Here is a 25,737-nt window from a genome sequence, read left to right as displayed (position 1 = left end):
TCGTTCTGCGGCGAGCAGTTGGCAATGGTCTGCGAGCAATGTGGTGGAAGGGGTACCACCACAGAACGCACATAGCTTAGGTTAGCCTTACCTGACTTGCTAGACCTCGGAGGGGTCCCCATGCTGCCGTCCAGACCTGCCCGCGCGCTCGCTGTCGCGCTTCTCGCGGTGCTGCTGGGAGCCCTGCTCCCGGCCACCGCCGCGCAAGCGGCGAGCCGCACGGTGCAGGGCGGCAGACTGGACTGGGGCATCAAGTCCTCCTTCCAGAGCTACGTCACGGGCCCCATCGCGAACGGCAGTTGGAGCCTGACCGGTGGCGCCGCCACGGTCGGCGGCAGCCGGTTCCGCTTCCACTCCGCCACCGGTTCCTACGACCCGGCGACCGGCGCCTTCAGCTCGGGCTTCTCGGGCGGGGTCCGCTTCATCGGCCACAAGAAGTCCGACGGCGGCTACGAACTGGACCTCACCATCAGCCGCCCCACCGTCCGCATCACGGGCGGCACCGGCACCGTCCACGCCGACATGGTCAGCAAGGACCGGGGGAGCGGCCGCATCACCTCGGCCTCCCAGGTGCCGCTCGCGACGCTCGGTCTCTCCGGGATCAACATGAAGGGCGGTTCCACCCCCATCGCCCTCAACAACATCCCGGCGACACTGACTTCACAGGGCGCGAAGGCATTTGCCGGTTACTACACGGCCGGCACACCGCTCGACCCGATCAGCCTCTCCGTGGACACCTCCGCCCCGGCCGGGAAGCCGGCCGCGTCCAGGTCCCCCGAGAAGCCGGCGGAGCCGAAGAAGGCCGGTCGGGCCGCGGGCCGCTTCGAGGACGCCGCCGTCGACTGGGGTGTGCGCCGGACCTTCCGCGAGTACGTCACGGGCTCCATCGGGAAGGGGAAGTGGACCCTCGCCGACGGCGCCCAGGACGGCGGGGCGCTCTTCCGCTTCCCGCGCGGCAAGGGCACGTACGACCCGAAGAAGCAGACCCTGGACGCCGGCTTCGCGGGCAGCGTCAGCTTCACAGGAGCCGACGGGCTCGATCTGAAACTGTCAGCGGTCGCGGTCCGGGTGAAGGCGGGCAAGGGCACGCTCTCGGCCGACGTCCTGAGCGACGGCGACCGGCAGAAGGCCGTCCCGCTCGTCACCTTCACCGCGCAGGACTTCGCACCGAAGGACGGTCTCGCCGTCCTCACCGAAGCCCCCGCCACCCTCACCGCCGACGGCGCCAAGGCGTTCGGCTCGCTCTACCGGGCGGGCACCGCGATGGACCCGGTCTCGCTGGCCGTCGCCGTCGACACCAAGGCCGAACTGCCTGCCCTGCCCGACCTGGGCAGCGCTCCCGACCCGTCCGACCCGCCGACGGAGAAGACCACCGCTACCGAGGCATCACCGGCCGACTCCGACTCGGGCTCACGCACGGGGCTGTATCTCGTCATCGGCGGCGCGGGCGTGCTCGCCGCCGCGGCAGGCGCGCTGTACCTCGCCCGCCGCCGCAGCACCCAGCAGAACAACAACTAGACCCCCGTCCCCACCCCCCTTCATTTCCTGAGGAGACCACCGACCATGGCAGCCACCCGCCGTCCCATAGCTCTTGCCGCCGCCGTCGCCACGGCAGCCGCCCTCGGCGCGACCGTGTTCGCCCTTCCGGCGCTCGCCGCCGACAGCGCCGCCCCCGACGGGGCAGCCGCCACGGCGCCGAAGCTGGAACTGAAGGACGGCACGCTGGAATGGGGCGTCAAGGAGTCCTTCCGCAAGTACCTCGCCTCGTCGTTCTCCGGCGGGAAGATCACCGTCAAGGACGGCGCCACCCAGGCGCCCGACAACGGTGTGTTCACGTTCGTCAACGGCAAGGGCACCTACGACACGGCCACGCACGGCACCGACACCGCCTTCGGGGGCGGCGTCAACTTCTACGCCCACGGGGGCGTTCTCGACATCACGCTCTCGGACGTGAAGCTCTCCACGACCGGCACCGGCGGCGCGATCACCGTCGACGTGGCGACGCCCGAAGGCACCCGGAACGATGTGGCGTTCGCGGCTCTCGACCTGTCGGCGGTGAAGCCTGGCCAGGGTGCGGGTGGCGCGATGGTCTTCAAGGACATCCCGGCGACGCTGACGAAGGCGGGCTCGGAGGCGTTCAACGGCCAGTACAAGGAGGGCGATGCGCTCGACCCGGCCACGCTCTCGGTGAAGGCGGTCGCAGCCCCGACCGGGAAGCCCACGGAAAAGCCGACCATCGAACCGACCGTGAAGCCCACCACGAAGCCCACCGAGAAGCCGACCACCGAGCCGACCGGGAAGCCCACCTCGACCGCATCCCCGTCCTCCTCCGCCCCGGCCACCGGCAAGCCGGCCGCCGACCCGGGAGCGATCGTCGACGGCACCCTGGACTGGGGCGTCAAGAAGTCCTTCCGTACGTACGTCACGGGCCCGATCGCCCAAGGCAAGGTCGAGACGACGGCCGGCGCCACCGCATCCGGCGACGGCTACCGATTCCCGGACGCCACCGGCCACTTCGACGCCGACAAGCAGACCCTCGACGCGGACTTCGACGGCAGGGTCCGCTTCCTGGGCCATGAGGAGAACGGCGCCTACACCCTCGACCTCTCCCTCACCGACATGGAGATCCAGGTGAACGGGACGAAGGGGACCCTGATCGCGGACGTCTCCACCAAGGACCGCGAGACCAAGAAGGTCAACACCTACACCGGTCTGGCCGTCGCCGACCTGAAGCTGCCGAAGGGCGAACTCACGGCCAAGAACGGCGTGGTGACCCTCTCGGCCGTCCCGGCGACCCTCACCGCCGACGGCACCAAGGCCTTCGGCGGCATGTACCAGGCGGGCGAGCAGCTCGACGCGCTGACCGTCGCGGTCGCCCTCGACAAGGACGCCGCACTCCCGGGCGGCACGGGCTCCACCGGCTTGGCAGGAGGCTCCACGGCCACCGGCGGCGGCAGCGTGGGCGGCGGTTCGGCCGGCGGTTCGGGCTCCCTCGCCGCCACCGGCTCCGACCTCCCGGCCGGCGCCCTGTTCGCGGCCTCGGGGCTCGTCGTGGCGACCGGCGCCGGAGCCGTGATCGCCGCCCGCCGTCGCCGTACCGCCTGATCCGTCCGCACCACAGGACACCACCGCCCGGCGACACGGCTGGGGTGGCGGCCCAGTTGTACGGCCGTCACCCCGGCGGTGCTTGAATGCCCACGTGAGCGACAGCGACTTCGACGTACCCGCAGGCATCGACGTACTGCGCGTGTTCTGCGGTCCCGACGGCCGGTACGGCAACGCCCTCGGGGTCGTACGCGACGGGCGTACGTACCCCGACGAGGCGTCACGGCAGGAGCTGGCCCGCCGGCTCGGCTTCAGTGAGACCGTGTTCGTCGACGACCCGGAGCGCGGGCACGTCGACATCTACACCCCGGGACTCCGCCTCCCCTTTGCCGGACATCCGCTCGTCGGCACCGCATGGCTGCTCGATCTGGAGATCCTGGAGCTGCCGGTCGGGGAGATCTTCGCCCGTCAGGACGGGGAGTTCACCTGGATCACCGCCCGCCCCGAGTGGGCGCCGCCGCGCAAGCTGGAGCGGTACGCATCCGTCGCCGAGGTCGAGGCGCTGACCGGGCCGCCGCCGGGCGAGGGCTGGGTGTACGTATGGGCCTGGGAGGACGAAGCGGCGGGCCGGGTCAGGGCGCGGGCGTTCCCGCGCCGCGACGACGGCATCGTGGAGGACGAGGCGACGGGCGCGGCGGCACTGCTGCTCAGCGCGGAGCTGGGCCGCGCCCTCAACATCACGCAAGGACGCGGCTCCCAGATCCTCACCGCACCCGCACCTGACGGCACGGTGGAGATCGGGGGCCGCGTCGCATTGGCTGCTCGATCAAGCCTGTCCGGCGTGAATTGAGCCCGTCCGGCGGGAAATCAAGCCCGTACGGCGATTGAGGACAAAACGGCGCGGCGGACCGGGCCGACCGGCGGACCCGGTCACCCGCCGACGCCGCGCCGCCCAAGGCGCTACGCGCTGAGCGGGAACACCTCGCCCAGCTCCCGGAACACCGCCGTGTTCAGCGCGAACGCCCGCTTGCACTCGTCGACGATGCGCTGCTTCTCCAGGTCGTCCGCGTTCACCGCGTCCAGCAGCTCGCGGTAACCCCGCTTGAACGAGGCGGGGTTGGAGATCTCCTCGAAGACATAGAACCGCACCCCGTCACCCTTGCGCGTGAAGCCCCAGGTCTTCTCCGCCTTGTCGCGGATGATCTGGCCGCCCGAGAGGTCGCCGAGATAGCGGGTGTAGTGGTGCGCGATGTAACCGGCGGGCCAGGTACGGGCGCACTCGGCGACCCGATCGGCGTACGCGGCCGTCGCGGGCAGCGGCTCCAGGTCCTCGCGCCAGCCGGCACCCCGCAGGTGGGCCAGATCGCGCTCCAGCTCGGTGGTGCGCATCAGCTCGGGCTGTATGAAAGGACCGGCGACCGGGTCGCTCCGCAGCGCCTCGGCCCCCTCCTCCAGCGCCCGGTACACGAACCACAGCTGCTCGGTGTAGCGCGTGTACGCGTCCACTCCGAGCCGCCCGCCCAGCAGGTCGCTCATGAAGGTCGAGGTCTCTGCCTCGGTGTGCTGCTCGTGCGACGCGGTGCGGATGAGCGTCGAGAAGGGCGTGGTGGCGGCGGTTGCGTCCAAGGCGGGCCTCCGGGGACCGAGGGGGACGGGAAGTCCGGAAAGGGACAGGAACAGGGGCAGAGACATCGGCAGCGACTGCGTACGGCAGCGGCTGTCGACATCCCCGATCTTCCTACTTAGGCTTACCTAAGTCAACAGCTTCCCGACAGTCTGTCGGTAAAAACGATACGCCCGGCTCCGCCTCCGCGCGGGAGCAGCGGGAGCACGCAAAAGCGGCCGCCCGGGGGCGGCCGCTTTCGAAAGGAGCTGTCTGCGTGGTTACGGGAGCGTCAGAATCTCGGCGCCCGTCTCCGTCACCACCAGCGTGTGCTCGAACTGAGCGGTGCGCCTGCGGTCCTTCGTCACCACGGTCCAGCCGTCGTCCCACATGTCGTAGTCATGGCCGCCCAGCGTCAGCATCGGCTCGATGGTGAACGTCATACCGGGCTGCATCACGGTGGTCGCGTGCGGGCTGTCGTAGTGCGGAATGATCAGGCCGGAGTGGAACGAGGAATTGATCCCGTGCCCGGTGAAGTCCCGCACCACCCCGTACCCGAAGCGCTTCGCGTACGACTCGATGACCCGCCCGATCACATTGACCTGCCGGCCCGGCCGGACCGCCTTGATGGCGCGGTTCAGCGACTCCTCGGTGCGCTCCACGAGCAGCCGGGACTCCTCGTCCACGTCGCCGCAGAGGTACGTGGCGTTGTTGTCGCCGTGCACACCGTTGATGTACGCCGTGACGTCGAGGTTCACGATGTCGCCGTCGCGCAGCACCGTGGAGTCCGGGATGCCGTGGCAGATCACCTCGTTGAGCGAGGAACAGAGCGACTTGGGGAATCCGCGGTAGCCGAGCGTCGACGGGTAGGCGCCGTGGTCGCACATGAACTCATGGGCGACCCGGTCGAGTTCGTCGGTCGTGACGCCCGGGGCGATGTGCTTCGCGGCCTCCGCCATCGCCTGCGCGGCGATCCGGCCCGCGATGCGCATGCGCTCGATGGTGTCGGTGTCCTGGATCTCCGGCCCGGTGTACGGGGTGGGGGCCGGCTTGCCCACGTATTCGGGGCGCCGGATGTTTCCGGGAACGGAACGGATGGGAGTGATCTCCCCGGGTACGAGCAGCGACTGGCCAGACATGTCAGCGAGTCTAACCAGCGTGCTTGGGGCAGCATGGCCCCGAGGGAAGGAGCCGATGATGGCCCTGTTCAAGAAGCGCACGGTCGGCAAGCCGGGCGAGTGGTACTACTGCCTGCAGCATCAGAAGGTCGAGGAGGGCCCCGAGTGCCCGGCCAAGGACCGTTTCGGGCCGTATGCCTCCCGTGAGGAGGCGGAGCATGCGATGCAGACGGCGCAGGAACGGAATCTTGAGTGGGAGACGGATCCCAAGTGGCACGACCGGGGCACGACCGGGGGAGATTCCGGCCCGTCCGATGATTGAGGACTGATTGAGGACTGATTGAGGACTGGGGGCCCGGGGGCGAAGCCCCCGCTCCTCACACGCCGGAGGGGCTGGATTCCCTGGCTTCCCGCCTGCGTACCGCGTCCTCGTCCGTCCCGGAGTCGTACGTCAGCAGCTTCGGCAGCGCTGCCGTGAGCAGCGCGACCGAGGCCACACACGCCACGCCCCCGCTCCAGATCGCGGAGCGGGTCCCCGTCCAGCCCGCCATCGCGCCGGCCCGCACCTGGCCCAGCTGCGGGCCGACGCTGTACGAGAGCACCTCGATGCCCGCCAGCCGGCCCCGCAGCTCCTCCGGGATGGTCTGGTTCCAGATCGTGGAGCGGCCCAGACCGCTGAGCATGTCGCCCGCGCCCGCCACCGCCAGGCAGACCAGCACCAGCCACACATTGCTGAACCACCCGGCCGCCGCGATCGCCAGCCCCCAGGCCGCCGCCCCGAACACCACGAACAGCCCGTGCCGCCTCACCCGTGACGTCCAGCCGCTGGTCAGGCCCAGCAACAGGGAGCCGACCGACCCTGCCGCGTACATCAGGCCCAGCGACCACTCGGCGTCCAGCTCGTCCGCGAGGAACGGGAAGATCGTGTTCGGGAAGGCGAAGAACATCGCTGCCAGGTCGACCGCGTACGTCCCCAGCAGCACCGGCCGGCTCCAGGCGTACCTCGCCCCCTCGGCAATGCCGCGCAGCGAAGGCTTTCCGCTGTCCCGGGCGGGCGGCGCGGGCGCCAGCCGCAGGCACAGGAACACGGAGACGGTGAACGTGACCACCGTGACCGTGTATGCCGTGGCGTGCCCGGCGTAGGCCACCACCAGTCCTGCCACCGCCGGGCCGGTGATCGCGCCGAACTGCCAGCGCAGCGAGTTCAGCGCGGCGGCCGCGGTCAGCTGGTCGTGCGGCACGATCCGGGCCATCAGCGAGTCCAGCGCGGGCCGCTGGAGCCCGGCGAGCGCGGAGACCCCGCCCGCGACCAGGTAGAGCGGCCAGAGCATCGGGTCGGGCAGCGCGGCGTTCACCAGGAGTACGAGGGCGAGCAACCCCAGCCCCGCCTCGGTGCCCAGGATCACCTTGCGGCGGTCCGCGGAGTCCGCGAGCGCCCCGCCGTACAGGCCGAAGACGACCAGTGGCACCAGCTCGACCGCACCCATCGCACCGACGGCCAGCGGTGAACCCGTCAGCTCCTTGATCTGGAGCGGCAGCGCGATCAGGGCCATGAAGCTGCCGAAGTAGGTCACCAGGCCCTGGATCCACAGCAGCCGGAAGTCGGCCGAGTGGCGCAGGGGCGAGAGGTCGGGCAGCAGAACGGAGAGCCGGGTGGCCAGGGAGGGAGCCGGGGAGGGAGCTGAGGTCACGAGGGGTCATGGTCGGGGGCTGTAGGTGCCCTCTGCAACAGATTTTCGCGGCGGCCGGGGCGACCGGCGGCCGGCTTTTCGCTGCGGCCCGGGCGGCCGGGCGCCCGGCCGCTCCCGCCGCGGCACCCCGGACTCTCACCACCGGGCCGGCGGTGGGGCCGTCAGCTGGTCGGCGAGCCGGGACAGCCGGTCCCGGAAGCGGCGGCGGCCGCGCGGCGAGGGAGCACTGTTCTCCCCCGCCGCCGCGCTCACCAGATGCTGCACGGTGTCCAGGTCGACATCGTCGGTGCCGGTCACCGCGAGCGTCTCGTGGGCGAGCCCCCGCACCTCCGGGTCGCCGTCGTCCAGCGAGAGCACCGTCGCTCCGGCCCGGCGGGCGTCGTGCACCCGCTCCAGCAGCCCGGCACCGGGCCGTTCCGGGGCCACCAGGAGCAGCGTCTCGCCCCGCCCGGCCGCCTCGATCCGGCCCAGACCGACGGCCAGATGTGCCGGATCGCCCGGCTCCACCCGGTGGCGTACCAGGGTCGGTGTCAGCTCGGGCAGCCCGGACCAGGTGGACTCGTCGACCAGATGGGCCGCCAGATGCCACGGCTCGTACGCCGCCGTCCCCACCAGCAGCAGCCCGCCGCCGTGCGGGACGACGGACGACCTGAGTGCCCCGGCGAACCGCCGGGCCGCCGCCGGCCACTCGGTCCCGGCGAGCACTTCACGCAGCAGGGCGACGCGTACGGCATCCATGGCCCGGCATCATGCCCCAAGGCCGGGCCCCGCCACCGGTGAACGACGGCAGAACCATTCGAACGGGCCCTGCGGAGTGATCCTTGTCGCGCGGCCGACGACGGAACGTTCCTCTCCATCGCGGGCAGTAGTGTCGAAGCCATGACTACGAATGACAGTGGCAGCGCACCCAAGCCCCCCGCCAAGGACCCGTGGGACCTTCCCGATGTGTCCGGGCTGACCGTCGGTGTGCTCGGCGGCACCGGACCGCAGGGCCGCGGGCTCGCCTACCGGTTCGCCCGCGCCGGGCAGAAGGTGATCATCGGCTCCCGTGCCGCCGACCGCGCACAGTCCGCCGCCGACGAGCTGGGCCACGGCGTCGAGGGCGCGGACAACGCGGAGTGCGCCCGGCGCAGCGACGTCGTGATCGTCGCCGTGCCGTGGGACGGCCACGCCAAGACCCTGGAGTCGCTGCGCGACGAGCTCGCGGGCAAGCTCGTCATCGACTGCGTCAACCCGCTCGGCTTCGACAAGAAGGGCGCCTACGCCCTGAAGCCCGAGGAGGGCAGCGCCGCCGAGCAGGCCGCCGCCCTGCTGCCGGAGTCCCGGGTCACCGCAGCCTTCCACCATCTCTCGGCGGTACTGCTGCAGGACGAGGCCATCGAGGAGATCGACACCGATGTGCTGGTGCTCGGCGAGGCCCGCGCCGACACCGACCTCGTACAGGCGCTGGCGGGCCGGATTCCCGGCATGCGCGGCATCTTCGCCGGGCGGCTGCGCAACGCCCACCAGGTCGAGTCGCTGGTCGCCAACCTGATCTCGGTCAACCGTCGCTACAAGGCGCACGCGGGGCTGCGTACCACCGACGTCTGACCGGACACGTTCCCGGTTGCACCCTGCGGCGAGCGGAAAGGGGCATGAGGGACACTGGACGGGACCGTGCACCACCCCGGACAGGAGCCGCCCCCCATGCCCCGCCTCGCTCTCTACGCCATCGCCGTCTGCGTCCTGGCCGTCGTCGCGGCCGTGATCTCGTTCGTCCAGGGCACCTGGTTCGGGATCGTCTGGGTGCTGCTGGCCGGGCTCTCGTCCAACATGGCGTGGTTCTACCTGCGCCGGCAGCGTGCGCAGACCGCCGGTCAGAGGTTGAGCGCGCAGACCGGATCGGCCGTCTGCCAGAAGCGGTAGGCGTCGAAACCGCAGTACGTCGTGAACTCGCTGATGCCCAGGGCCCGCAGCAGGGCGTGGATCGCGTCGAAGAACACGTGGTTGACCTCGGGGATCCACAGGATGCCGAAGACCGCGATCAGCCCGAACGGGGCGAACGGCTCGACCTGCCGGCGGATCCGGTACGAGAGCCAGGGCTCGATCACTCCGTAACCGTCCAGCCCCGGGACCGGGACGAAGTTCAGGATCGCCGCGGTGACCTGGAGCAGTGCCAGGAAACCCAGCGCGTACTGGAAGACGACCGGGACGCCGTCCAGCGCGTGCAGCCAGAACGGCGCCGTGCAGACAATCGCGAACAGCACATTCGTCAGCGGGCCCGCCGCCGAGATCAGGCTGTGCTTCCAGCGCCCGCTGATCCGGCCCCGCTCGATGAAGACCGCACCACCGGGCAGACCGATACCGCCCATGATCACGAACAGCACCGGCAGCACGATGCTCAGCAGCGCATGGGTGTACTTCAGCGGATTCAGGGTCAGATAGCCCTTCGACCCGATGGAGATGTCCCCGCTGTGCAGCGCGGTACGGGCGTGTGCGTACTCATGCAGACAGAGCGACACCACCCAGGCCGCCGTCACGAAGAGGAAGAGCGGGATTCCGGGCCGCTGCGCGAAGTCCGTCCACACCGCCCAGCCCGATACCGCCGTCACGGCGACGATTCCGAGGAAGACCGGGCTGATCCGCCGGTCGCTGCGGGCTGCTGCGGTGGTCATCGGCGAACTCCAGGTGGCTGGACGGAAGGGGACGGGGCGGCGGGCGGGGAGCCCGACCGTACAGGCGACACGTCACAAACGTCTCGCGTCGGGGCGGTGGTTCCGTGAAGGGTGGGGGCATGACGAGCGATCCCGGCACACAGCGAACACGGGTACGGCCGTACGTATGTCCACTTCCCGATCCCGGTCACGGAGAATAGGCGCGTGCGCTACTGCATCCTCGGGACCACCCAGGCACTCCGCGACGACGGCACGGCCGTCGCCATCGGCGGGGCGCGGCTGCGCGCCCTGCTCACCGTCCTCGCACTGCGCGTCGGCCGCACCGTTCCGGCCGCCGTGCTCGTCGACGAGGTGTGGGACGGCGACCCGCCGGCCGACGCGGTGGGCGCCCTGCAGGCACTCGTCGGCCGGCTCCGGCGGGCCCTCGGCCATGCGGCGATCGGCTCCGCGGAGAGCGGCTACCGGCTCGCCGCCGAGCCGGACGCGGTCGACCTGTACCGCTTCGAGCGGCTCGCGGGGGAGGGGGCGCGGGCGCTTGGGCAGGGCGACGCGGCGAAGGCCGTGACCGTGCTCGATGACGCGCTCGCCCTGTGGCGCGGACCGGCCCTGGCCGATCTGCCCGACCGCGGCGCCCTCGCGGCCCGCTGGGCGGCCCGGCGCCTGGACGCCCGCCGCAGCAGGCTCGCCGCGGCCCTCGCGCTCGGCCGCGCGGACGAGGCCCTGCCCGAACTGGTCGCCCTCTGCGCCGAGCACCCGATCGACGAACCCCTCCAGGCGCTGCGGCTGCGGGCCCTGCGCGATGCCGGGCGTACGGCGCAGGCGCTGGCCGCGTACGACGAGGTGCGCACCGTACTGGCCGACCGCCTCGGCACCGACCCCGGACCCGAACTGCGCTCCCTGCACGCCGAGTTGCTCCGCCAGGGCCCGGCGAGCCCGGCCGCAGCGGCCACGCAGGCCACAGCAGCCGCGCAGGCCACGGCGGCCCCGACAGCCGGCCGGCACCGGCCCTCCCGTACCCACGTCCCCACCGCCCCGCAGGGAAACCTCCGGGCCAGGCTCACCAGTTTCGTCGGGCGCGAGGGCGACATAGACGCCCTGCGCGAGGACCTCTCGCACGCCCGTCTTGTCACCCTCCTGGGCCCCGGCGGCGCGGGCAAGACCCGGCTCTCCCAGGAGGCCGCCGAATCCGTCGGACCCGCCTGGCCGGACGGCGTCTGGCTGGCCGAACTCGCCCCCGTCGACGACCCCGAGGCCGTACCGGAGGCCGTGCTGACCGCGCTCGGCGCCCGCGAGACCGTGCTGCGTGGGGCGGGCGCCGAGGAACTCCGGGTCGCCGAGGGGAACGCGGGCGACCCCCTCGTGCGCCTCACCGAGCACTGCTCCCGGCGCCGCATGCTGCTGCTCCTGGACAACTGCGAGCACCTCGTCGGGGCCGCCGCCGCCCTCGCCGACCATCTGCTCGCCCACTGCCCGGACGTCACCGTGCTCGCGACCAGCCGTGAACCCCTCGGGGTACCGGGCGAGTTCATCCGCCCCGTCGACCCGCTGCCCGACCCGATGGCGCTGCGGCTGCTCGCCGACCGCGGCGCCGCCGCGCAGCCCGGTTTCCGGATCGACGCCGACGAGGAGACCGCGGCCGCCGCCGCCGAGATCTGCCGCCGCCTCGACGGACTGCCGCTCGCCATCGAACTCGCCGCCGCCCGGCTGAGGATGCTCACCCCGCGCCAGCTCGCCGACCGGCTCGACGACCGGTTCCGCCTGCTCACCAGCGGGGCCCGTACCGTGCTGCCCCGTCAGCAGACCCTGCGCGCCGTCGTCGACTGGTCCTGGGACCTCCTCGACCACTCCGAACACGCCGTCCTGCGCCGTCTGTCGGTCTTCGCGGGCGGCTGCACCCTCGGCGCGGCCGAGGCCGTCTGCGCGGACGGGCCGCAGGACGCGCGTGAGGTCGCCGGGCTGCTCGGCTCGCTCGTCGACAAGTCCCTCGTCGTCGCCGCGCCCGCCGACGACGGCGAGATGCGCTACCGGCTGCTGGAGACCGTCGGCGAGTACGCCGCCGAACGGCTCGACGGGGCCGGGGAGCGGGACACCGTGGAACGGCGCCACCTGGTGTACTTCCGGGAGCTGGCCCGTACCGCGGAACCCGGACTCCGCGGCGCCGGACAGCGGTCCGTCATCGATCTCCTCCAACGCGAGTACGAGAACCTCCGCACCGCCCTGCGCCGCGCCGTCGCCGCCCGCGACGAGCAGGAGACGCTGTGCATGGTGCTCTCGCTGTCCTGGTACTGGCAGATGCGCGATCTGCGCACCGACGCCCTGCAGTGGGCCGACGCGGCCGCCGCACTGGGACCCGACCCCTTCGCCCCGCCCGTCGAGCCCGCGCCCTCCCTCCACGAACGCTGCACCGACGCGCCGCCGCCCATGGGGCCCGAGCTGCTCCAGGAGGCCCGGCGCCAGGTGGCCCTGATCCAGCTGGCCTGCATGGACCACGCCAAGGACGAGTGGGCCGACGAGAAGAGCATGGCCCGGCTGCGCGTCATCGCGGGCACCTACCGGGCGGGCCAGCCGCAGACCTGCCGCACCCCGGCATCGCTCTGGTTCTTCGCGGTCATGCTCACCGGGGAATTGCACGACCTGCGCGAGCTGCTGGACGAAACGGTCCGCGCCAGCCGGGAGTTCGGCTACGAGTGGGAGCTGGCCGCGGCCCTCCAGATGCGGGCCAATGTGCTGGCCAACCGGTCCGAGTGGGCGGGCGACGCACGGGCGGATGCCGACGAGAGCCTGGAGATCTTCAGCAGGCTCGGCGACGACTGGGGCCTCGCCGAATCGCTCTCCTCCCGGGGCGAGGCCAACGAGAAACGGGGCGAGTACTCGCGCGCGGCCGAGGACTTCCGGGCCGCCATCGGCTACGCGGAGAAGCTCGGCGCCCAGTCCCAGGTGTCGGTCCTGCGCGCCAGATTCGCGTCCGCGCTCATCGAACTGGGCCGCGGCGACGAGGGCGAGACGATCCTGCGGGCGCTGCTCGCCGAGGGGCGTCGGGCGGGGCACGAGGCGATGCCCTTCGCCCGGCTCTATCTCGCCATGTGGCTCGGCCGCAGCGGCCGTACGGGCGAGGCGCGCGAGCAACTGGCGGAGCTGCGCGAGGAGTTCCGTTCCGAGACGGTGGCGATCTTCGAAGGGTTCGTGCTGGGCGCACTGGCCTGGCTGGACAACCAGGACGGGCTGTACGCCGACGCCCTGCCCCGGGGCCTGGGGGCGCTGGCGCGGTCCCAGGACTCGCTGTCGCAGATGGTGGCGCCCCAGATGTCCGTCATCCATCTCGTCACCCTCGCACGGGCGTTGGGCGGACTCGGCGGCGAGCGCCGGGCCGCGCTCGCGGCCCGGCTGCTGGGGGCCGGCAAGGGGCTGCTGCCCAAGGGGTATGTGCCGACGTCGATGGAGCGGCACGACTACGCCCAGGTGGAAGAACTGGCCGTCGCCGTCCTCGGCCGGGCCGCCTACGATGCCGCGTACGCCGAGGGCGGCGGCCTCTCCCTGGAGGAGGCCACCGCCCTCGTCGACGCGTACCGGGACTGAGTTCGTCCGTCAGGACTTGCTGCGGAACTTGGACACCGCGAGCGGGGCCATCACCGCGGTGATGAGCACGGTCCAGCCGAGTGTCACCCAGACCGAGTGGGCGAGCGGGCCGCCCATCATCAGGGCGCGGGCCGCGTCGGCCAGGTTGGACAGCGGGTTGTAGTCGGTGAACGTCTGGAGCCAGCCGGGCATCGTCTTGGTCGGGGCGAAGATGGAGGAACCGAACTGGAGCGGCATCAGCACGAGCATCCCCATTCCCTGGACCGCCTGGGCCGTCTTCATGGTCAGTCCGAGCAGGATGAAGATCCACATGATGGCGGCGCCGAACGCCGCGGACAGGGCGACGGCCTCGATCAGCCCGAACACCGAAGCCTGGAGCTCCATGCCGAGCGCGAAGCCCATGCCCAGCAGGATCAGCGTGGCGACCATCATCCGGCCGAGCTCGACCACGATCTTGGCGATGAGCACCGAGGAGCGGGCGATCGGCATGGTGCGGAACCGGTCCATGACCCCCTTGCGGAAGTCGTCGTTGACACCGCTTCCGACGGCCATGGCGATGTTCATGCCCATCATCGCCATCAGGCCGGGGATCAGGTAGTTCAGATACTCCTGCCGACCGCCGCCCATGCTGCCGCCGACGGAGCCGCCGAAGACGTACACGAACAACAGCGTGAAGATGATCGGCATCAGGAGCGCGTCGAACATCGACTCCGGATCCTTCTTGATCTGGAGCAGATTGCGCCGCACCAGTGCCCCGATGTGGCGCAGGTTGTTCCGCAGCCCGATCCGGCCCTCGTCGTGGAGCTTCGTGGCCGGGGCGGACGTGGCCGCGTCGGTGGGAGTGGGCGTCAGAGTCGTCGTGCTCATGCCGCGACCTCCTGGGGAATCGTGTCGGTGGCGGCGGTGGACTTGCCGCCCGTGATGGCCAGGAACACCTCGTCCAGGCTGGGCAGCGCGGTGGCGACATGGGCCAGCGAGAAGCCGCGGGTGCCGAGCAGCCCGATGACCGCGGTCAGCTGCTCGTCGCTGAGGATCGGCACGTAGAGCAGTCCCTCGTCCGGGACGGCTTGTGCGCCCGCGACCCCGTCCAGTCCGGCCTCCCTGAGCGCCTGGGCCATGGCGGCCAGCTGCGCCGGGTCCGAGGGCCGGATCTGCAGGGTGCGGCCGCCGACCTTGGCCTTCAGCTCGTCGACACCGCCCCGGGCGATGATCTTGCCCTGGTCGATGACGGTGAGCTCGCTGGCGAGCTGCTCGGCCTCTTCCATGTACTGGGTGGTGAGCAGAACGGTCGCCCCCTCCGCGACCATCCGCTGCACTTCGTCCCAGACCTCGTTACGGGTCCGGGGGTCGAGCCCCGTCGTCGGCTCGTCCAGATAGAGGACGGCCGGGCTGCCGATCATCGAGGCGGCCAGGTCGAGACGGCGTCGCATGCCGCCGGAGTAGTCCATCGCGGCCTTCCTGGCCGCGTCGGTGAGCGAGAACCGTTCCAGGAGCTCGTCGGCGCGGGACCGCGCCTGCTTGCGCGGGAGATCGAGCAGCCGCCCGATCATGTAGAGGTTCTCCCAGCCGGAGAGCTTCTCGTCGACCGAGGCGTACTGCCCGGTCAGACCGATGGTGCGGCGCAGCTGCCGGGGCTGCTTCACCACGTCGTAACCCGCCACGGTGGCGTGTCCGGCATCGGGGATGATCAGGGTGGACAGGCAGCGTACGAGCGTGGTCTTGCCGGCGCCGTTGGGGCCGAGCACGCCGAGCACGGTGCCCTCGCGGACATCGAGGTCCACGCCGTCCAGAGCCTTGGTCGAGCCGTAGTGCTTGACCAGCCCCCGGACCTCGACGGCGTTCGGGCCGCTCCTGGGGTTCTTGTCGATTCGCGTCATGTCCACCATGGGACCAGGCGCCACCGACAGTCCACCGACAACAGGCCGACAGCCCGCCGATGGGGGATGTCGGCGGGCTGTCGGTGGTGCGGGCAGTGGTCCGTACCGGTGGAACTAGTGGAAGGTGTGCTCAGGGGCCGGGAAGCTGCCTCCCACGACCTCCTCCGCGAACTCCTTCGCCGCGTCACCGAGCACCTTGCGCAGGTTCGCGTACTGCTTGGTGAAGCGCGGCACCTTGCCGCCGGTCAGCCCGACCATGTCGGTGTGGACCAGCACCTGGGCGTCCGTGTCGGGACCGGCGCCGATGCCCACGGTCGGGATGTGCAGGGTGCGGGTGACCTCGGCGGCCAGCTCGGCCGGTACGAGTTCCAGGACGACGGCGAACGCGCCCGCGTCCTGCACGGCCTTGGCGTCGCGCAGCATCTGCTGGGCGGCCTCCTCGCCGCGGCCCTGCACCCGGTAGCCCATCGCGTTGACGGACTGCGGGGTCAGACCGATGTGGGCCATGACCGGGATACCGGCGTCGACCAGCAGCCGGATCTGCTCGTGGCTGCGCTCACCGCCCTCCAGCTTGACCGCACCGACACCGGCCTCCTTGATCAGCCGGGTGGCGTTGCGCAGGGCCTGGACGGGCCCTTCCTGGTACGCCCCGAAGGGCAGGTCGGCGACGATCAGGGCGCGCTTGGTGCCCCGTACGACAGCGGCGGAAAGGATGGCGATCTCGTCCATCGTGACGGGCACGGTGGTCTCGTAACCGAGGTGGCAGTTGCCCATGGAGTCGCCGACGAGCATGACCGGGATACCGGCCTCGTCGAAGACGGACGCGGTCATCGCGTCGTAGGCGGTGAGCATGGGCCACTTCTCGCCGCGCTCGGTGGCGGCGGCGATGTCATGGATGGAGATACGGCGGGTGCTCTTACCTCCGTACAGCGCCTTGCTGCTGTCGGTGGGGGCACCCGAGGGGGATGCGGCGGACTTGTTCTGCGCAGCCTGAAGCGACATTGCCAACGGCTCCTTCGTCATCTCGAGGCGCCCTGACGGCGTCCCCGGACCGGTTCCATGGTGGCATCCCGCGGCCGTCCACGGGAAGTGGGCCCGCACACGTCCCCGAAAGGCGTCCACCCGGTAAAGACTTTATAATACGAGACGGTATCGTATCGAAATCAGATAAGCTCCTGGCATGTCAATACCGTCGGGCGCTCGCGCCGCCCTGCCCCAGGTCCCCGAGGCGGTCCACCGCCGCCGCTGGGCGATCCTCGTCGTTCTGATGTTCAGCCTGCTCATCGTGGTGCTGGACAACTCGATCCTGAACGTCGCGGTCAAGACCATCGCCAGCCCCGCACCCACCGGCCTCGGTGCCACCCAGAGCGAGCTGGAGTGGGCGATCAACGCCTACACGCTCGTCTTCGCCGGACTCCTCTTCACCGCGGGCCTGCTCGGTGACCGCATCGGCCGAAAGAAGGTGCTGCTCTTCGGCATCCTCCTCTTCGGCGTCGGTTCCGCCTTCGCCGCCATGTCCGGCTCGCCGGGCGAGCTGATCACCTGGCGTGCCGTAATGGGCTTCGGCGCGGCGTTCGTCATGCCGGCCACGCTCGCCGTCCTGATGAACGTCTTCGAACGCGACGAGCAGCCCAAGGCCATCGGTATCTGGGCCGGCAGCGTCGGCCTCGCCATCGCGATCGGCCCGATCACCGGCGGGCTGCTGCTCGAACACTTCTGGTGGGGCTCGATCTTCCTGGTCAATGTGCCCGTGGTGATCGTCGCGCTGATCGCGATGGCGGTGCTGGTGCCGGACTCCAGGGACCCGAACCCGGGCCGGACCGACCCGCTCGGTGTCCTGTTGTCCATCGTCGGTCTGGTCCTGCTGGTGTACGGCATCATCCGCGGCGGCCAGCTCGCCGACTTCGCCGACCCCACCGTGCTCCTCCCGATCATCGGCGGTCTGGTCGTCCTGATCGCGTTCGTCTGGCACGAGAAGCGCACCACCCACCCGGCCATCGACATCTCGTACTTCAAGGAGCCGTCGTTCTCCGCGGCCGTCGCCGCCATAGCGCTGGTCTTCTTCGCGCTGATGGGCGTGACCTTCTTCTCCGCCTTCTACATGCAGAGCGTGCGCGGCTGGAGCGCGTTGCAGGCCGGCCTGCTGATCCTGCCGCTGGCCGCCGCCCAGATGTTCTTCGCGCCGCGCGCCCGGCTGGTCGTCGACCGGTTCGGCGCCCGTGTGGTCTGCACCGTCGGCATGCTGCTGGTCGCGCTCGGCCTCGCCGGGTTCGCGCTGTTCGACGCCACCACGCCGGTCTGGGTGCTGTGCGTGCTCTTCTTCGTCCAGGGCACGGGCATGGCGCATGTGATGACGCCGGTCACGGTCTCCGTGATGCAGGCGCTGCCCAGGGAGAAGGCCGGTTCCGGATCGGCCGTCAACAACACGTTCCGGCAGGTCGGCGGGGCGCTCGGCGTAGCAGTGCTCGGCTCGGTGCTGTCCACCGTCTACCGCGGCGACATCGAGGGGCACCTCGGTGCGCTCCCGGCCGGTGCCAGGGAGGCGGCGGGGGAGTCGATCGAGGCGACGCTCGGCATCGCGGACAAGCTGGGCCCGGCGGGCGCGCCGCTGATCGCCGCGGCCAACGACGCGTTCCTGAAGGCGATGCATGTAGCCGCCATCGGTTCGGCGACCATAGCCCTGGTGGGCGCTCTCGTGGTCGCGATGTTCCTGCCGGGGAAGACGTCCGCCGGAGAGGAGTCCGGCGAGGGCGAGCGGTCGGTACGTGCCGGGGCGGGCCGGTGACGGCGATGGCCCCGGAGAGCTGAATATGCCGCCCCGGGTTTCCGGGCGACCCCGGAACCCGAGGGCGGCTCACGGAAGCACCGCCGCCGTCGGCGAGAATCGGAACGGCGGACGGTGCGGCGAGAGGTGGATTCACGTGCAGGCACAGGCAGAGGCACAGGCGCAGGGGCGAGACCGCCCGGTCCGGGAGGATCCGGAACCGCGAAGGGGCCGGCCGCGCAGTGCGGCGGCCGAGCGGGCGATCCTGGACGCCGTCGCCGAACTACTGGAGGCCGGAGAGCCCCTCGCCGGCCTGTCCATCGAACGGATAGCCCGGACCGCCGGGGTCGGCAAGGCGACCATCTACCGGCGATGGAGCGGCAAGGAAGAGCTCTTCGTCGACGTTCTGCGCGACATCGAGCCCCCGGAACCCACCGTCTCCGGCACCGCCGGACTCGACGACCTGCGGCTGCTGCTGGAGTCGCTGCGCAGGCGCGACCTCGCCCAGCGCTCCTCCGTCCTGCTCCACAACGTCTTCGCGCAGATGAAGAGCCACCCCAAGCTGTGGTCCGAATACCACTGCACCGTCATAGCGCCCCGCCACGCCGCCATGCTGGCCGCCGTGCAGCGGGCGGTCGACGCGGGCGAGCTCCGCCGGGACCTGGACGTGGAACTGATGAACGACCTGTTCCTGGGGCCCATGCTCGTACGCACCATTCACCGGCCGGACGCACCGCTGCCCGAGGATCTCGCCGACAGCATCATCCAGGTCCTGACCGAGGGCCTCGCCCCCGGCCGCCCGCCGACGGCTGACACCCCCGGACCCGCCCGAGTGTGATCGTTCTGTCACAAGCCCCCGCAGACCACTCCTGGCCGGAACCCATCGGACCCCGCCTTTCGTCCTCGTGGCAGTACAGCCGTCGTGGACGGCAGGAAACACGCCGCCCATCGCCTAGGGTCGAGGGCGCGGCGACAGGCACGGCAAGGCAGTGAGGACAGCGCGATGGTGCAGGCGTACGGAGCGGACACCGGGAACGACAGTGCGGAACCGCAGCGCACCGGGTCCGGATCCCGTTTCCAGGACCTGCGCGACAGATGGACCCGCGACAAGGGCATGTGGCGGCGCGGAATCGTCCTCGCCGTCTGCGCGGTCCTTCTCACCCTCGTGATGGTCTTCCACGCCGACATCCCGAACACCATCGGCAACCTGGGCAGCCTCACCGAGACGTTCCTGCCGTGGATCGGCGTGTTCGTCCCGCTGCTGCTGATCCTGGGCCTGGTGCGCCGCTCGGCGACCGCGCTGATCGCCCTGGTGCTGCCGGTCGTGGTCTGGCTCAATCTCTTCGGCGGGCTGATGCTCTCCGACAAGTCGGGCAGCGGCGGCGACCTCACCGTGGCCACCCACAACGTCAACGCCGACAACCCCGACCCCGCGGGCACCGCCCGGCAGGTCGCGGGCTCCGGCGCCGACATCATCGCCCTGCAGGAACTGCCCGGCGACCAGGTCCCGGCGTACGAGGCGGCGCTCGCCGACCGCTTCCCGTACCACTCGGTGCAGGGGACCGTCGGCCTGTGGAGCAAGTACCCGATGAGCAGCACCCGGCCGGTCGACATCAAGATGGGCTGGACCCGGGCGATGCGCTCCACGGTGACGACACCGAAGGGCGAGGTCGCCGTCTACGTGGCCCATCTGCCGTCCGTACGGGTCAAACTGCACGCCGGATTCACCGCCAACCAGCGCGACGACAGCGCGGACGCCCTGGGCGAGGCCATCGCCGACGAACGGCTCGGCAAGGTGGTCCTGCTCGGTGACCTCAACGGCACGATGAACGACCGCTCGCTCAACGCGGTCACCTCGCAGATGAGGTCCACCCAGGGTGCGGCCGGCGACGGCTTCGGCTTCAGCTGGCCGGCGTCGTTCCCGATGGCACGGATCGACCAGATCATGGTGAAGGGTGTCGAGCCGATGTCGTCGTGGACGCTCCCGGCGACGGACAGCGATCACCTTCCGATCGCCGCGCGTGTAGAGCTGTGACGCAGGCCGAACTGTGACGCAGGCCGAACTGTGACTCGGATCGAGCTGTGACGCGCTGAGGCGTATCGCTGTCCGCGCGGAACAGCGACGCGCTGAGCCGTATCGCTGTTGCGCGGAACTGCGACGCAGTGAGCCGTATCGCCGCCCGCGTCCAACACTGCCGCAACGGTCCGTTCACCTGCCGGAACAAACCGTCTGAGAGAATTTGTTCCGATTGGGAACCAAGGGGGCCGGCGATGGAGCCGGCCCGGCCGCGCGCTGTCATGCCCCGGTTCCCTCCCCTTGCTCACGCCCCGGCCGGTCAGCCATGCCCGGCCGGGGCGGACGCCGGCTTCACTGCGGAAAGGTCTCTCCTCATGCCCCTGGCCCTGCTCGCACTCGCTGTGAGCGCCTTCGGCATCGGTACCACGGAGTTCGTGATGATGGGCCTGCTGCCCAATGTCGCGGACGATCTGGGTACCTCCGTACCCACCGCGGGCTACCTCGTCTCGGCGTACGCGATCGGCGTCGTCCTCGGCGCCCCGCTGCTCACCGCCGTCGGCTCCCGGATCCCTCGTAAGCGGATGCTCCTGATGCTGATGGCCCTCTTCACGGTCGGCAACCTCGCCTCCGCGTTCGCCCCCGACTTCGGCTGGCTGCTCGCCGGCCGGTTCCTCGCCGGGCTGCCGCACGGGGCGTTCTTCGGCGTCGGCGCGGTCGTCGCCGCGCAGCTGGTCTCCGAGGGGCGCCGGGCGCGAGCCGTGGCGACCATGTTCCTCGGCCTCACCGTCGCCAACATCGTCGGCGTCCCGGCGGCCACCCTGCTCGGCCAGCACCTCGGCTGGCGGGCCACGTTCCTCGTCGTCTCGGCGATCGGACTCTGCGCGATGGCGGCGCTCGCCCGGCTCATACCGTACGTACCCGTCGACGCCCGCCAGAGCCTGGGCCGCGAGATGCGCGCCCTCGGCAACCGGCAGGTGCTGCTCGGCCTCCTCACCGCCGTACTCGGCTTCGCCGGGGTCTTCGCCGTGTACTCCTACCTCTCGGCCATGACGACCGAGGTGATGGGCTTCGGCGAGTCATCGGTGACGCTGGTGCTCGCGCTCTTCGGTATCGGCATGACCCTCGGCGCTCTCGCGGCGGGCCCGCTCACGGACCGGGCGCTGCGCCCGACGCTGTACGGATCGCTCGGCGCACTCGCCGTCGTCCTGGTCGTCTTCCCGTTCGCCGTCCATGTGCGGTGGGCGGCGCTGGTGATGGTGGTGCTGCTCGGTGGGGTCGGCTTCATGACGACCACCCCGCTCCAGATGCTGGTCATGAACAAGGCCAAGGACGCCCCGACCCTGGCGTCCGCCTCCAACCACTCCGCGTTCAACCTCGCCAACGCGGGCGGCGCATGGCTGGGCGGTGCGGCGATCGCGGCGGGCTGGGGCTGGACGTCCCCGGCCCTGGTCGGTGCCGCCCTCGCGGTCGCGGGCCTGGCGGTGGCGGCCACGGCGGGCATGCTGGACCGGGAGCGCGGGGGCGTGTCACGGATCGTCGCGAGCGCGGATGCGCATGCGCGGACCGCGCGAAGCGAGGCCGGGGCGGACGTGCACTGACGCCGGGGCCGCGCACCCTCCGGGCGCGCTTGTCCTCAATCGCCGGACGGGCTTGATTTCAAGCCCGTCCGGCGATTGAGGACAAAACGGTCACCGGGTGGCCCCGGTACCCCCGCTCAGCCCGACTCGCGCCACCGATTCGTGATCGGCAGCCGCCGGTCCTTGCCGAAGCCCTTCGGGGAGATCTTCGTGCCCGGCGGGTACTGCCGCCGCTTGTACTCCGCCGTGTCCACCATCCGCAGCGTCTTCGTCACCAGCGCCTCGTCGAACCCGGCCGCGACGATCTCGTCCAGACCCTGGTCCCGGTCGACGTACAGCTCCAGGATCCGGTCCAGTACGTCGTAGTCGGGCAGCGAGTCCGTGTCGACCTGTCCCGGGCGCAGTTCGGCGCTGGGCGGCTTGGTGATGGACGCCTCCGGGATCGGCGGGGTCTGCCCGCGCTCCTCGGCGGCGCGGTTGCGCCACTGCGCGAGGCGGAAGACCGACGTCTTGTAGACGTCCTTGATCGGGCCGTACGCGCCGACCGAGTCGCCGTACAGAGTCGAGTAGCCGACCGCCAGCTCGGACTTGTTGCCCGGCGCGAGGACGATCTGGCCCTCCTGGTTGGAGACGGCCATCAGCATCGTGCCGCGCAGCCGGGACTGGAGGTTCTCCTCGGCGAGGCCGGTGAGCCCCAGCGAGCCCATGTACGCGTCGAACATCGGCTCGATCGGTACGGTGCGGAAGTTCAGCCCGGTACGGCGGGCCAGCTCGGCCGCGTCGCCCTTGGAGTGGTCCGAGGAGTACTTCGACGGCATCGAGATGCCGTACACGTTCTGTGCGCCCAGCGCGTCGCAGGCGATGGCCGCGACCAGCGCCGAGTCGATCCCGCCGGAGAGCCCGATCAGCACACTGCTGAAGCCGTTCTTGGCGGCGTACGCACGCAGGCCCACGACCAGCGCCGAGTACAGCTCCTCGTCGTCGTCCAGCCGCTCCGCGTAACCGCCGGCCAGCTCCGGCTCGTACGCCGCCAGGGGCTCCTCGGAGAGCACCACGCGGTCGATCCGCAGCCCGTCGTTCACGACACCGGACGGCGCCTCGGCCGCGGCGGCCGGCAGGTCCAGGTCGAGTACGACGCTGCCCTCGGCGAACTGCGGGGCGCGGGCGATCACTTCGCCGTTCCGGTCGACGACGATCGAGTCGCCGTCGAAGACCAGCTCGTCCTGGCCGCCGATCATCGCCAGGTAAGCGGTGGTGCAGCCGGCCTCCTGGGCCCGCTTGCGGACCAGTTCCAGCCGGGTGTCGTCCTTGTCCCGCTCGTACGGCGAGGCGTTGACCGACAGCAGCAGCCCGGCGCCGGCGGCCCGCGCGGCCGGCACCCGGCCGCCGTCCTGCCAGAGGTCCTCGCAGATCGCGAGCGCCACATCGACGCCGTGGACCCGCACGACCGGCATCGAATCGCCCGGCACGAAGTACCGGAACTCGTCGAAGACGCCGTAGTTGGGGAGGTGGTGCTTGGCGAAGGTCAGCGCGACCTGCCCGCGGTGCAGCACGGCGGCGGCGTTCTGCGGGGCGCCGGCGGGCTGGCCGTAGCGCGGCTGGGCGGTCTCGGAGCGGTCGAGGTAACCGACGACGACCGGAAGCTCCCCGAAACCCTCCGCGTCGAGACGGGCGGCGAGCGCACGCAGCGCCTGACGCGAGGCCTCGACGAAGGACGACCGCAGGGCCAGGTCCTCGACGGGGTAGCCGGTCAGCATCATCTCGGGGAACGCCACCAGATGGGCGCCCTGCTCGGCGGAGTGCCGGGTCCAGTGGACGATCGCCTCGGCGTTGCCGGAGAGATCACCGACGGTCGAGTCGATCTGATTCAGTGCGAGGCGTAGTTGAGGCACGCGCCCCAGTGTAATCGTCTGACTGACGCGATGTCCTGGCGGGCCGCCAAATCGCGGAGCCGCCCGCCAGGAACGGCTCGGGAGCGGGTCGGGAACGGATGCGGGACGGGTCGGGAACAGGTGCGGGACGGGTCAGCGGCGGTAGCCGAGGACCGTCATCATGCCCACGTCCGAGTGGTAGATGTTGTGGCAGTGGAGCATCCACAGACCCGGGTTGTCCGCGTCGAACTCCACGGCGACCGAGCTGCTCGGCCGGACGATCGTGGTGTCCTTGCGCGCCCATGCGCCCTCGCGCCGGCGGGAGGCCCGGTGCTCCGGCCCTGCCGATCCCACCAGCCCGAACGAGTGTCCGTGCAGATGGATGGGATGCCACATCTCCGTGATGTTGTAGAACTCCATCCTGACCCGCTCGCCCGCCTTGACCGGATGGCGCTGCCCGGGCTCGTACGGCTTGTGGTCGAAGCCCCAGTTGTACGCAGCCATGTTGCCGGTCAACTTGAACCGGATGGTCCGGTCGGGCTCGCGGACGGACAGCGCCACGGATTCGTCCGGCGACAGCTCACCCGCCTCCACCAGTTTTCCGTCCAGCTCCTTCGGCCGTACGGAGGCGGTGGGCGCCGCGCCCCGTCCGGTACGGAGCAGGGCCAGCGCCGACGCCCTCTTGCCCTCGGCGAGCGCGGTCAGCGGGAACACCCCGTCCCCGGCGGTGACCACCACGTCGTACCGCTCGCCCATGCCCAGCAGCAGGGCGTCCGTCGTGGTGTGCCGGACCGGGTAGCCGTCGGTGTGGGTGATCGTCATCCGGTGGCCGCCGAGCGCGACACGGAAAGCGGTGTCGCCGCCCGCGTTGATGATGCGAATCCGGATCCGGTCGCCGGGCTTGGCGGCGAAGGAGGTGGGGGCCGTCGGGATGCGGCCGTTGATCAGGTAGTGCGGGTAGTCGACATTGCCCCCGTGGCTGTCGAGCAGTTCGCTGAACGAATTCTCCATGATCCGAGAGGGGCCGGAGCGGCCCTTGGCGGACTTGGGGGAACCTCCGTGCCCGCCGTCGCCCGAATCGCTCTTGTCATCCATGCCATCCATGCCATCCATGTCGCCCATGCCGTCATGGCCCGTCCCGCCGTGGTCCATGCCGCCCCGGCCTCCGCTGAGTTCGTCGAGCACCCCGTCCGGCGTGGAGCCGTCCACCCCGTCGACCCAGTCGTCGAGGACGACGACCCACTCCTTGTCGTACTTGAGGGGCTCCTTCGGGTCCTCGACGATCAGTGGCGCGTACAGCCCGCGGTCCTGCTGGACGCCCGTGTGCGGATGGAACCAGTACGTTCCCGGGTGCGGCACCTTGAAGCGGTACGCGTATTCGGCGCCCGGCTTGATGGGCGGCTGGGTCAGGTCGGGTACGCCGTCCATGTTGTTGCGCACATTGAGCCCGTGCCAGTGCAGGCTGGTCGTCGCCGGAAGGTGGTTGGCGAGGGTGAGTGCCAGGGTGTCGCCGACCGTGACCCGGAGTTCCTTGCCGGGCAGCCGGGCTTCGTACGCCCAGGAGCCGACGACGAGCCCGCCGCCCAGATCGAGGCGGGAGGGAGTGGCGGTGAGGTCGATCTTCCGTACGGGGCCGGAGACCCGCTTCGCCTCGGCTGCGGCGACCTCCTCCCCGTCGGGGGAGACGTACTCGCCCTCGGACTTCCCGCGGGGGGCGGTCCCGTGGTTCGCGCCGCCGTGGCTCGTACCGCCGGCGTTCGCGCTGCCGGACTTCGTGCCGCTGCGGCCCTTGTCGGATTCGCCGGAGCAGGCGGCCAGAACTGCGGTACCGGCAGTGGCGACAGCGGCGCCGAGCACGGCGCGTCGGGTGGGTGGAGTGCGCATGACGGTGAGCACCTCGGGGTGTTGTCGGTATTTCGGTCTGCTGGGGGAGGGGGCGGAGCC

At 70.9% G+C, this 25,737-nt stretch carries 21 protein-coding genes; 11 read left to right on the top strand and 10 right to left on the bottom strand.

The window, feature by feature from the left end; all coding sequences use genetic code 11:
• Positions 1-120: 120 nt before the first annotated feature.
• The 3 genes from ACGFU7_RS02685 (at position 121) to ACGFU7_RS02675 (ending at position 3,895) form a co-directional block, all read left to right on the top strand.
• On the top strand, positions 121-1,518 hold the full coding sequence (locus ACGFU7_RS02685) for an HtaA domain-containing protein (protein ID WP_393691558.1): 1,398 nt from the start codon (positions 121-123) through the stop codon (positions 1,516-1,518).
• A 45-nt stretch (positions 1,519-1,563) separates the two neighbouring features.
• Positions 1,564-3,105, top strand: a complete 1,542-nt coding sequence (locus ACGFU7_RS02680) for an HtaA domain-containing protein (RefSeq protein ID WP_393691556.1) — start codon at positions 1,564-1,566, stop codon at positions 3,103-3,105.
• A 94-nt stretch (positions 3,106-3,199) separates the two neighbouring features.
• Positions 3,200-3,895, top strand: coding sequence for a PhzF family phenazine biosynthesis protein (locus tag ACGFU7_RS02675; RefSeq protein ID WP_393691554.1), 696 nt, complete (start codon positions 3,200-3,202; stop codon positions 3,893-3,895).
• 110 nt (positions 3,896-4,005) lie between these two features.
• Here ACGFU7_RS02675 and ACGFU7_RS02670 read toward each other — a convergent pair whose 3' ends face one another.
• Together ACGFU7_RS02670 and map are read right to left on the bottom strand one after the other, a co-directional pair.
• Positions 4,006-4,671, bottom strand: coding sequence for a heme oxygenase (biliverdin-producing) (locus tag ACGFU7_RS02670; protein WP_393691552.1), 666 nt, complete (start codon positions 4,669-4,671; stop codon positions 4,006-4,008).
• Between the two features lie 258 nt (positions 4,672-4,929).
• Positions 4,930-5,787 carry a type I methionyl aminopeptidase gene (gene map, locus ACGFU7_RS02665; RefSeq protein WP_393691550.1) on the bottom strand — a complete coding sequence of 286 codons (858 nt, stop codon included), beginning with the start codon at positions 5,785-5,787 and terminating at the stop codon, positions 4,930-4,932.
• Positions 5,788-5,845: 58 nt separating this feature from the next.
• Between map and ACGFU7_RS02660 the strand changes: the two genes are divergently transcribed.
• Positions 5,846-6,088, top strand: coding sequence for a hypothetical protein (locus tag ACGFU7_RS02660; protein WP_393691846.1), 243 nt, complete (start codon positions 5,846-5,848; stop codon positions 6,086-6,088).
• Between the two features lie 55 nt (positions 6,089-6,143).
• Here the strand turns inward: ACGFU7_RS02660 and ACGFU7_RS02655 are convergent, their stop codons facing one another.
• Together ACGFU7_RS02655 and ACGFU7_RS02650 are read right to left on the bottom strand one after the other, a co-directional pair.
• Entirely contained in the window at positions 6,144-7,457 is a 1,314-nt protein-coding gene (locus ACGFU7_RS02655) for an MFS transporter (protein WP_393691548.1), read from the bottom strand.
• A gap of 135 nt (positions 7,458-7,592) precedes the next feature.
• Positions 7,593-8,195 carry a hypothetical protein gene (locus ACGFU7_RS02650; RefSeq protein ID WP_393691546.1) on the bottom strand — a complete coding sequence of 201 codons (603 nt, stop codon included), beginning with the start codon at positions 8,193-8,195 and terminating at the stop codon, positions 7,593-7,595.
• Between the two features lie 141 nt (positions 8,196-8,336).
• On the opposite strand from ACGFU7_RS02650, the gene npdG reads away from it, so the two are divergent.
• Both npdG and ACGFU7_RS02640 read left to right on the top strand, forming a co-directional pair.
• Positions 8,337-9,047 (top strand): NADPH-dependent F420 reductase, encoded by a 711-nt coding sequence (gene npdG / locus ACGFU7_RS02645; protein WP_393691544.1) that lies wholly within the window; start codon positions 8,337-8,339, stop codon positions 9,045-9,047.
• Positions 9,048-9,143: 96 nt separating this feature from the next.
• Complete coding sequence (locus ACGFU7_RS02640) at positions 9,144-9,362, top strand: hypothetical protein (protein ID WP_393691543.1); 219 nt, start codon at positions 9,144-9,146, stop codon at positions 9,360-9,362.
• On the opposite strand, the gene ACGFU7_RS02635 is transcribed toward ACGFU7_RS02640, so the two are convergent.
• Positions 9,314-10,111, bottom strand: a complete 798-nt coding sequence (locus tag ACGFU7_RS02635; protein ID WP_393691541.1) for a site-2 protease family protein — start codon at positions 10,109-10,111, stop codon at positions 9,314-9,316. The genes ACGFU7_RS02640 and ACGFU7_RS02635 overlap by 49 nt on opposite strands.
• 204 nt (positions 10,112-10,315) lie before the next feature.
• On the opposite strand from ACGFU7_RS02635, the gene ACGFU7_RS02630 reads away from it, so the two are divergent.
• Positions 10,316-13,687: a BTAD domain-containing putative transcriptional regulator gene (locus tag ACGFU7_RS02630; RefSeq protein ID WP_393691539.1), complete on the top strand. Its 3,372-nt coding sequence runs from the start codon at positions 10,316-10,318 to the stop codon at positions 13,685-13,687.
• A gap of 9 nt (positions 13,688-13,696) precedes the next feature.
• On the opposite strand, the gene ACGFU7_RS02625 is transcribed toward ACGFU7_RS02630, so the two are convergent.
• The 3 genes from ACGFU7_RS02625 to panB all read right to left on the bottom strand — a co-directional run bounded on the left by ACGFU7_RS02625 (position 13,697) and on the right by panB (position 16,566).
• Complete coding sequence (locus tag ACGFU7_RS02625) at positions 13,697-14,554, bottom strand: ABC transporter permease (protein WP_393691537.1); 858 nt, start codon at positions 14,552-14,554, stop codon at positions 13,697-13,699.
• On the bottom strand, positions 14,551-15,573 hold the full coding sequence (locus ACGFU7_RS02620) for an ATP-binding cassette domain-containing protein (protein WP_393691536.1): 1,023 nt from the start codon (positions 15,571-15,573) through the stop codon (positions 14,551-14,553). Before ACGFU7_RS02620 ends, ACGFU7_RS02625 begins: the two co-directional genes overlap by 4 nt.
• 105 nt (positions 15,574-15,678) lie before the next feature.
• A complete protein-coding gene (panB, locus tag ACGFU7_RS02615; RefSeq protein ID WP_393691534.1) occupies positions 15,679-16,566 on the bottom strand; it encodes a 3-methyl-2-oxobutanoate hydroxymethyltransferase in 888 nt (295 codons plus the stop codon).
• 178 nt (positions 16,567-16,744) lie between these two features.
• On the opposite strand from panB, the gene ACGFU7_RS02610 reads away from it, so the two are divergent.
• The 4 genes from ACGFU7_RS02610 to ACGFU7_RS02595 all read left to right on the top strand — a co-directional run bounded on the left by ACGFU7_RS02610 (position 16,745) and on the right by ACGFU7_RS02595 (position 21,943).
• Complete coding sequence (locus ACGFU7_RS02610) at positions 16,745-18,349, top strand: DHA2 family efflux MFS transporter permease subunit (RefSeq protein WP_393691532.1); 1,605 nt, start codon at positions 16,745-16,747, stop codon at positions 18,347-18,349.
• Between the two features lie 136 nt (positions 18,350-18,485).
• Entirely contained in the window at positions 18,486-19,166 is a 681-nt protein-coding gene (locus tag ACGFU7_RS02605) for a TetR/AcrR family transcriptional regulator (protein ID WP_393691530.1), read from the top strand.
• Positions 19,167-19,442: 276 nt separating this feature from the next.
• Positions 19,443-20,363, top strand: a complete 921-nt coding sequence (locus ACGFU7_RS02600; protein ID WP_393691844.1) for an endonuclease/exonuclease/phosphatase family protein — start codon at positions 19,443-19,445, stop codon at positions 20,361-20,363.
• A 356-nt stretch (positions 20,364-20,719) separates the two neighbouring features.
• A complete protein-coding gene (locus ACGFU7_RS02595; RefSeq protein WP_393691528.1) occupies positions 20,720-21,943 on the top strand; it encodes an MFS transporter in 1,224 nt (407 codons plus the stop codon).
• A 116-nt stretch (positions 21,944-22,059) separates the two neighbouring features.
• Here ACGFU7_RS02595 and ACGFU7_RS02590 read toward each other — a convergent pair whose 3' ends face one another.
• Together ACGFU7_RS02590 and ACGFU7_RS02585 are read right to left on the bottom strand one after the other, a co-directional pair.
• On the bottom strand, positions 22,060-23,814 hold the full coding sequence (locus ACGFU7_RS02590) for an NAD+ synthase (protein WP_393691526.1): 1,755 nt from the start codon (positions 23,812-23,814) through the stop codon (positions 22,060-22,062).
• 132 nt (positions 23,815-23,946) lie between these two features.
• Complete coding sequence (locus ACGFU7_RS02585) at positions 23,947-25,677, bottom strand: multicopper oxidase family protein (protein ID WP_393691524.1); 1,731 nt, start codon at positions 25,675-25,677, stop codon at positions 23,947-23,949.
• Positions 25,678-25,737: the final 60 nt, after the last annotated feature.

The sequence above is a fragment of the Streptomyces sp. NPDC048473 genome (genome assembly GCF_043200155.1).
GTDB lineage: Bacteria > Actinomycetota > Actinomycetes > Streptomycetales > Streptomycetaceae > Streptomyces.
Note: the sequence above shows the minus strand (reverse complement) of the source record. Positions and strands in the feature narration are given on the sequence as shown.